Consider the following 8,167-nt stretch of genomic DNA (forward strand, 5'->3'; position numbering starts at 1 on the left):
GTGATTATGAAAAGTGAAGAGATTATGGCGTTATTTCAACAATTTGAAGCAGTTGCTTCTGAATTAGAAGGTGTTGAATGTTGGAGTGCAAGAGAATTGCAAAAGCTTTTAGGATATAGTAAATGGGAAAACTTTGAAAACGTTATCCAAAAAGCAAAAGATGCTTGCCATAATGCAGGCGAAGATATAAACAACCATTTTCCCGACATCAAGAAAATGGTTTCTATTGGTTCTGAAACTGAAAGAGCAATTGAGGATATAGCTTTAACTCGTTATGCCTGTTATTTAATTGCTCAAAATGGGGATAGTAGAAAAGAAGAAATTGCTTTTGCGCAAAACTATTTTGCAGTTCAAACTCGTAGAGCTGAAATTATTGAACAGCGTTTATTAGAATTTGAACGTGTTAAAGCGAGAGAAAAACTAACACAAACCGAAAAACAACTTTCTGGAATTTTATTTGAACGTGGCGTTGACAGCAAAGGTTTTGGGATTATCCGTTCCAAAGGAGACCAAGCATTATTTAGATTGTCAACGATTCAATTGAAAAAGAAAATGGGAGTTCCTGACAATAGACCAGTTGCAGACTTTCTTCCGACAATAAGCATAAAAGCCAAAGACCTTGCTGCTGAAATGACTGGATTAAATGTACAAAGTAAGGACTTGAAAGGGTTGAACAAAATTGAAAACGAACACGTTGAAAATAATAAGGCGGTTAGAAAAATGCTAACACAAAGAGGAATAGTTCCAGAGAATTTGCCACCTGCCGAAGATGTTAAAAAAATTCAACGCAAGTTAGACGGTGACGATAAAAAAATATTGAAAGATTCAAAGAAACCCAAAAAGTAAATGGAAAGCATTAACGACTTCATGCCAAACAGCAACGATTGGAACAACGAACGTTTGCAAACACTAAAACAACTCTATCCTGATTGGTTTACTAGTGAAGGTAATTTGAATATTGATGAAATTAAAAAAGCAGTCAATCCTGAATTGATTAATGAAACCGAACGTTATGAATTTCGTTGGTTTGGCAAAAGCCAAGCCAAACGCAATGCCTTTACGCCTAGTAATGCAACGTTAGTTTTTGACGAAGACCGAAGCATTAATTCTGACAACAGCGAAAACATTATTATTGAAGGAGAAAACCTAGAAGCCTTAAAACTATTAAGTGGAAGTTATCGAGAAAAGATAAAGTGTATTTACATTGACCCTCCATACAACAAGGATAAAGACTTTGTATATTCTGATATTTTTTCTCAAGATAAAAAAAGTTATTGGGAAGATTCACAGTATGTGGAAAATGGGGTAATAATTGATACAAATTCCGAAACGGATGGTAGGTTTCACAGTAATTGGTTAAACATGATGTATAGCCGTTTACTAATTAGTCGCCAACTATTAAAAAACGATGGCGTAATTTTTATTTCTTTAGATAATAGCGAGATACATCATTTAAGGAAACTATGTGATGAAGTTTTTGGCGAAGAAAATTTTATTGAATGTATAACTTGGAATAAAAGAGTGCCGAAAAATGATAAAGGCATTGGTAATATCCATGAATATATTTTAATCTATGTTAAGGATGCTTCAATTAAGCATGAGTTTACTATGCGAAAAGGAGGTTTGGATGATGTTACAAATCTAGTTTCAAAATTGAAGAAACAGAAAGTTGCCATTCCCGAAGCAGAAAGCCAAATAAAAAAGCTTTATAAAAAAAATGATTTTGATAGAGGTATAACTTTATACAATTCACTTGACGAGAATTATAGATTATGGGGTAAAATAAATATGAGTTGGCCAAACGCAGATACTTTTGGGCCAAGATATGATGTTATACATCCAAAAACAGGAATGGTTGTAAAAGTTCCAGATAGAGGTTGGAGATGGAAAAAAGATACATTTGATGAAGCATCAAAATTTAAAGATGGTAAATATCAAAATATAGTTGAGTTACACGATGGCAGTTATATGTGTGGTAAAATTTGGTTTAGTAAAGATGAAAACACACAACCAAGCTCTATAACATATTTTGATGAAGTAGAAAGTTTTTTATTGAGGTCTATTATTTCTATGAAAAGTGATGGAGGTATTGAATTAGAAAAAATATTTGATGGAAAAAGTTACTTTTCATACCCAAAACCAAGTGCTTTAATACAATTATTACTCGGTTCAATCAAATCTGATTCTAATGATATTTTCCTTGATTATTTTGGAGGTTCTGGAACAACAGGTCATGCAATTTTTAAATTAAATTCTGAAGAGAATTCAACGAGAAAATTTATTTTGATTCAAATGCCCGAAGCAACAGCAGAAAAAAGTGAAGCTTTCAAGGCAGGTTATAAAAAAATAAGTGATATTACTATTGAGCGCAACAAAAGAGTTGTTGAAAATATCATAAAAGAAAAAGAAAGTAAACAACCTGATTTATTTACTGGCGATAAGAAAGAAGATGCTTTGCAAGGTTTAGGATTTAAAGTATTCAAATTGCAAAAGTCAAATTTCCCTAGAGTAGATTTTGCACCAGACCCTGAAAAAACAGAAACAGAAAACATTGAATTGCTCAAAACCTACATTGCAAACAAAGAATTGCAATTAGTCAATGCGTTCAATAAACCAGAGCTTATAACCGAGATATTGCTGAAAAATGGCTTTAATCTTAACTACAAACTAGTTTTGCAAACCCAATTTGCAAGCAATGAAGTACAACTTGCAAGCGATGGCGAAAAAGAAACTTTGATTTGTCTTGATGTAGTAATCAATGAAGACACCGTAGACTATTTCAAAACCCATACAGATAAAAAATTCATTTGTTTAGAAAGAGCATTAGATACCACCAAAAAATACAACTTGAAACATTATTTAGGAGATAAATTTAATGCGTTTTAAGTGTGGAAAATGAAATTACAATTTATTTCGATGAACCAAAAAAATTTGAAGCATCAAACATTAGACCTTTGAATGGTTTAGCAGGATTGTATTTTATTTTTAGTAAATCAATTGATATTCAATATCCTTTTGCAAAATCCAAATTATTGTATATTGGTATGAGCGAAAGAAAAACTAACAGCATTGGGAGTAGATTACTTAGCCATTTTGAAGGTAAATCGAAGAACATTGGATTAATAAATTATAGAAAAATAGAACCATTATATTTTACTTACATAAATTTTGAAATATTGCAAAATATATGGAAATTCAGAATTGAGGACTTGGAAAGCCACTTCATATCAAATTTTGTTGAAAATTATGGTGTTTACCCTATTTGCAATAATAAGACTGGACTAACAGTCTTAGACAAAAAGCAGTCAGGTAATTTAAAAATAGATTGGAAATATTTTAAATAAAAAAGTATGGAAGAGAATGTAAAATCAGGCGAAGAGATTGTTAATGATTTTTTCAATTCAATTGAAGAAATTAAAGGCGTTGATGCAAATATTGCAAAGATGTTAGCAACACTTTATAAAGAGGGGAAATTGACTGATATAAATGTGAAAAACGAACTTCAAAAATTAAGAGAGCAAGATGGCAACAAAGATTAATGAAATTAGTTTAAAGGGGATTCGAGGAACAAAAGACACATTAAAACTTCCTTTAAATGGAAAGTCTGCACTATTATATGGAGACAACGGAACAGGAAAAAGCAGCATTTCAGATTCTTTGGAATGGTTTTTTACTGATAAAGTAGAGCATTTAAACAGTCTTGAGATAGATTTAAAAGAAGCTTTAAGAAATGCAAAGATTGATGCCTCTGTCACATCTGAAGTAGCCCTATCTTTTACAAATAATAAAGTTGATGCAACAAAAAATATTTATTACAAAAAAACAAAACTAGTTTCCGATTTTAATAATACATCAGAAGATTTTACCAAATTCTATACAGATACAAAAAATGAAAACCTCATTTTAAGGTTTAAAAACTTAACCAATTTTGTTGATAATACAAAGACCGAAAAACTGAAATATCTTTCTGAAATTATTGGATTCTCAGAAGTATCTAAAAAGAAAGAAGTTTTGCAAAAATGTTATAATGCAATTAAATCAGAAATAACAAAGCAAAACTTTGAAGGTCAAAAAAGCAATTTGCAAAGAATTTTAATTGAAAAAATTGAAGCTTCAATTAGTCAAGAACAAAATTTCATTGATAAACTCAATGAAAAAATCAAACCATTAAATATTGGTTATGAAATAAAAACTTTAGAGGATATTGATAAAGTATTAACCCACCTTACTAGTCCAGAAAACAATAAACTCAATTTAGAATTAGCTTTTTTAGAAAATATTCAAAATAACTTGAATCTATTAAAATCCGAAATTGGATTTATTAATTCAGAATATGGTAAGTACTATCTGGAATTTGAAAAAATTGCATTGGATGTACAAAGCATTATGCAAACATTTTTCAAAGAATTACTCAATTCTGGTAAAAATGTAATCACTAAATATCATAAAGAAGATAGTTGCCCTTTATGCTTGCAACCTAAAAATATTGAAGAATTACAATCTGAAATAACTAAAAGATTAGAGGAAATTGAGGAATCTTCAAAGAAGCTAAATGATTTTAATAAATCAAAAACTTTAGTTTCTGAAATTGCATTGGAAAGAACCAAAAGAATAGATGCCTTGTTACAGAATCCAGATATAAACAGTGATGAAAATAAAGCATTAAAAATTGAAATTCAGAAAATCAAAGATAAAATAGGTGCTTTCCAAAATGCTAGTACAATTAAAGTAACTTCTGGAGAAAAAATAACTGAACCAGAAAAAATTAACCTACTTGAAGACGATTTCAATTTTCAGGCGCAAATTTTGGACAGGATAACTAAAATAAAAGAAGTACTAAAAAACAATTCAACTATTCTGTACAATGAAATTTCATCTGCTAAAGAAGCTTTTTTGAATATACGTTTAATTGAAAAACAAAAAGGCATCCTTGAAAATCAACAAAATTCATTAAAAATAATTTACGATGAATTTATAAAAAAGCAAAAGGAAGGACTTGAAAACTTCATCACGACATTTTCTGGAAAAATAAATGAATTTTACCAATTTATGAATCCGAATGAACCTTTTCAAGAGTTAAAAATTGTAACAATTGGCGAAGACGATGAATTAAATGGTTTGACCATTGAATACAAGTATGAAGGAAACTGGGTATCTCCACCTCAAAAATATTTTAGTGAATCACACCTCAATTGTTTTGGGCTGTCATTCTTTTTAGCGTCAGTAATTGCATTTAACAAAGAAAGCAAGTTTGTAGTTCTTGATGATGTTATTTCAAGTTTTGATTCAACTCACAGAAAAAAGTTTGCTGATCTGATTATCGAAAAATTTAATGATTACCAATTTATCGTTTTAACCCATGAAAGAGAATGGTTTGACAATATGATTAAACCTTTGGCAAAAAAGAAAGGTTGGTATATCAATGAAATAAAATGGTCTGAGGACAAAGGAACTCATTTTGACGAAACACCAAGTGAGTTAAAAGATTTCATAGAGCATAATTTATCTCAAGGAGTATCCAGTAATATGGGGAATCCAATTAGAAGATATATGGAACAAAAATTAAAGGATATTGCTTCAAACACAGATACCAAAGTGGTTTTTAAATTCAATGAAATTAATGAACATAGAATGTGTTATGAATTAATTACTAGTTTAAAATCTACAATAAAAATTGCAAATAAGGATTTACTTGTTACTTATCCAGTAATTGATAGAATAGAGAATTCTGCACAAATCGGCAATACCTTGTCTCACGATAATCCGCTTGACTCAAAAATTGGGGATTTAAAAGCTATCTGGGCTGATATTATAGAGTTTGAAAAAATATTTTATTGTCAAGAAGCAACCTGTACAAAACCTAAAGTATCAATAAAAAATTACGACCCTGTTTTAAAAACAATTAGATGTGGTTGTGGAAAAACAAGTTACAATTGGAAAGTGTAAATTTTCTAATGGCAAAACACTGATGCAAAATCCAACTCTATAATTAATAATGTCTGACTTAAATTCAAAATTTAACGAATTGAGCAATGAAATATATAGAAATTTTATATTCTATATACCACTATCAATTCTTGATATGGAAGAATTTAAAAAACTTCCAGATGAGAGTAAATCAGTGCTTGATAGGATAACATATATTGATGATGATTTAAACTTCATTTATGAAAATAGCCTTGACTTACCAACATTACTAATAAAATCCGGCAAGTTGAGAACTAATTGTTTTAAGCTGCTAGAGTATAAAGAAGCACTAAGTGAAAGTAGCTTCAATTACTTATCTGAAAACTACCTAAAACAACTTGAAACCTATACTTTTTTTTCAAATCAATTATCGCTTTATTTTGAGAGAAACTCTCCAGTTAAAGATTCTAGCACCCTAGCTTTGTTTAATTGTCAAAATCTGAATTTTAATACTAATCTACCAGAAGTTGAAAAAATCACTGGTCACAAAGCGCAAAACTTTAATGCTCAAATTTTTATTCAAGAAGTAAAGGAAACACCAGTTTTTAAAAGGTTTTCCGCTACTCTCCCTCCGAGAGAGAAATACTTTAGAAATTTTATTTCCCACGAAAAAAACATAGAAATTGAAAGAGCAATTTTAAAGAAGTACCCCACTATTAAAGGGAAAAAATTGAGATACATTATAGACTTTCTAGTTAAAAAAGAAGTCTTAACAATTACTTATGGTACACAAACCGAATTATACAATTCTTTAAAAAGAACATTTGATTGCAATATTGGTACTTATCCATCAATCTTTGGATATACAGTAAACGAAAACAAAGATTCTGACTATTCGAGAATAACTAATGAATTAGAAGCAATTCTTAATGATTACTTTAAAGTTTTGTAAACTACTTTAAACTTTTGTAAAGTGCTGTAATTCCATTACTTTCAAGCAATAAGATTAAACTCTTCGCTACATAGCACGATAGATTTGCAAAAAATCTAAATGTTATGAATGATAATCTCGATAGTTTCAAGGAAGAGTTAAGAAAAGAATTAGTTCCCGATTCAAACTCTATTTTTGAAATAAAATCTGCAAACCAATTTATTGAAATTGCCAAAAACAGACCAATCCCTAGAATGCTATTTGGTGAATTTTGGTTTGAGGGAGAAATATGTATTTTGTTTGCCGACACTAATTTAGGCAAGTCAATTTTGGCGGTTCAGATTGCCAACAGTATTAGTACTGGAATTTCTACTTGTGGCTTAAATTTAGAATGCCCACCTACTCCAATAATCTATTTTGATTTTGAACTTTCAGACAAACAGTTTGAAAACAGGTATTCTGAAAATTTTACTAATCATTTTTCATTTAGCTCCAACTTTCTGAGAGCTGAGATTAATCCTGATTATTTTGAAGATAAAAGATTTAAAACCTTTGAAGAGTTTCTTTTTTATTCCCTCGAAAAATCAATTGTTGATTATGGTGTTAAGGTTTTAATAGTTGACAACATCACCTATTTAAAAACTGATAATGAAAAAGCAAAAGATGCTTTGCCATTGATGAAATTTCTAAAGGATTTGAAAAACAAATATGGCTTGTCAATTTTGGTTTTAGCGCACACTCCAAAAATAGACACTTGCAAACCCATAACAAAAAACCATTTATCTGGAAGTAAAATGTTAATGAATTTTTGTGATAGCAGTTTTGCTATTGGAGAAAGTCATCAAGAAATTGGATTAAGATATATCAAACAAATCAAACAGCGTAATTGTGAACAGGTTTATGATTCAGAAAACATTATTGTTTGTAGAATTGAAAAAGTGAACAGCTTTTTACAATTCAGTTTTAATGGTTATGATTCAGAAAATGAGCATTTAAAAACATTGAGTGTAGGCGATGCAAATGAACGTAATTCCAAAATATTAGAACTGTTTGAAAAAGGTAATTCAAAATCTGAAATTGGAAGACTACTAGGTATTTCAGAAGGCACAGTAAGAATCATTTTAAAGAAAAATAATCTTTAAAAATGACTGCCAATACAGTATATGATGTTTTTCTAGCACTTTCTCCAGAAGAGAAAGAGAAATTTATTGTATTGGTAAAAGGACAGGAAGAAAAACCTAAATATGACTTTACAAAGAAAAAAAGCAAAAAAGTCAAATTTACAAAAGAAGATGCTATTGAATATTTGCTTGCAACTGTTTTCAAACC

At 29.8% G+C, this 8,167-nt stretch carries 8 protein-coding genes; all 8 read left to right on the forward strand.

Features of this window, described 5'->3' with window-relative positions:
• Nucleotides 1–6 precede the first annotated feature (6 nt).
• Nucleotides 7–846: a DNA damage-inducible protein D gene (gene dinD, locus RMN97_RS08730; RefSeq protein ID WP_309614131.1), complete on the forward strand. Its 840-nt coding sequence runs from the start codon at nucleotides 7–9 to the stop codon at nucleotides 844–846.
• The gene (locus tag RMN97_RS08735) at nucleotides 847–2,886 is read left to right on the forward strand and encodes a site-specific DNA-methyltransferase (protein WP_309614132.1); all 2,040 of its coding nucleotides are present in this window, start codon (nucleotides 847–849) and stop codon (nucleotides 2,884–2,886) included.
• 2 nt (nucleotides 2,887–2,888) lie between these two features.
• Nucleotides 2,889–3,344, forward strand: a complete 456-nt coding sequence (locus RMN97_RS08740) for a hypothetical protein (RefSeq protein ID WP_309614133.1) — start codon at nucleotides 2,889–2,891, stop codon at nucleotides 3,342–3,344.
• A gap of 6 nt (nucleotides 3,345–3,350) precedes the next feature.
• Nucleotides 3,351–3,539 carry a hypothetical protein gene (locus RMN97_RS08745; RefSeq protein WP_284651337.1) on the forward strand — a complete coding sequence of 63 codons (189 nt, stop codon included), beginning with the start codon at nucleotides 3,351–3,353 and terminating at the stop codon, nucleotides 3,537–3,539.
• Nucleotides 3,523–5,946 carry a hypothetical protein gene (locus RMN97_RS08750; RefSeq protein ID WP_309614134.1) on the forward strand — a complete coding sequence of 808 codons (2,424 nt, stop codon included), beginning with the start codon at nucleotides 3,523–3,525 and terminating at the stop codon, nucleotides 5,944–5,946. Before RMN97_RS08745 ends, RMN97_RS08750 begins: the two co-directional genes overlap by 17 nt.
• Nucleotides 5,947–5,995: 49 nt before the next feature.
• Nucleotides 5,996–6,859, forward strand: coding sequence for a hypothetical protein (locus RMN97_RS08755; protein WP_309614135.1), 864 nt, complete (start codon nucleotides 5,996–5,998; stop codon nucleotides 6,857–6,859).
• Nucleotides 6,860–6,963: 104 nt separating this feature from the next.
• On the forward strand, nucleotides 6,964–7,980 hold the full coding sequence (locus RMN97_RS08760) for an AAA family ATPase (RefSeq protein ID WP_309614136.1): 1,017 nt from the start codon (nucleotides 6,964–6,966) through the stop codon (nucleotides 7,978–7,980).
• 2 nt (nucleotides 7,981–7,982) lie between these two features.
• On the forward strand, nucleotides 7,983–8,167 hold a 185-nt coding region (locus RMN97_RS08765; protein WP_309614137.1), incomplete at its 3' end, for a hypothetical protein.

The organism is Flavobacterium sp., from assembly GCF_031381455.1.
Lineage (GTDB): Bacteria > Bacteroidota > Bacteroidia > Flavobacteriales > Flavobacteriaceae > Flavobacterium.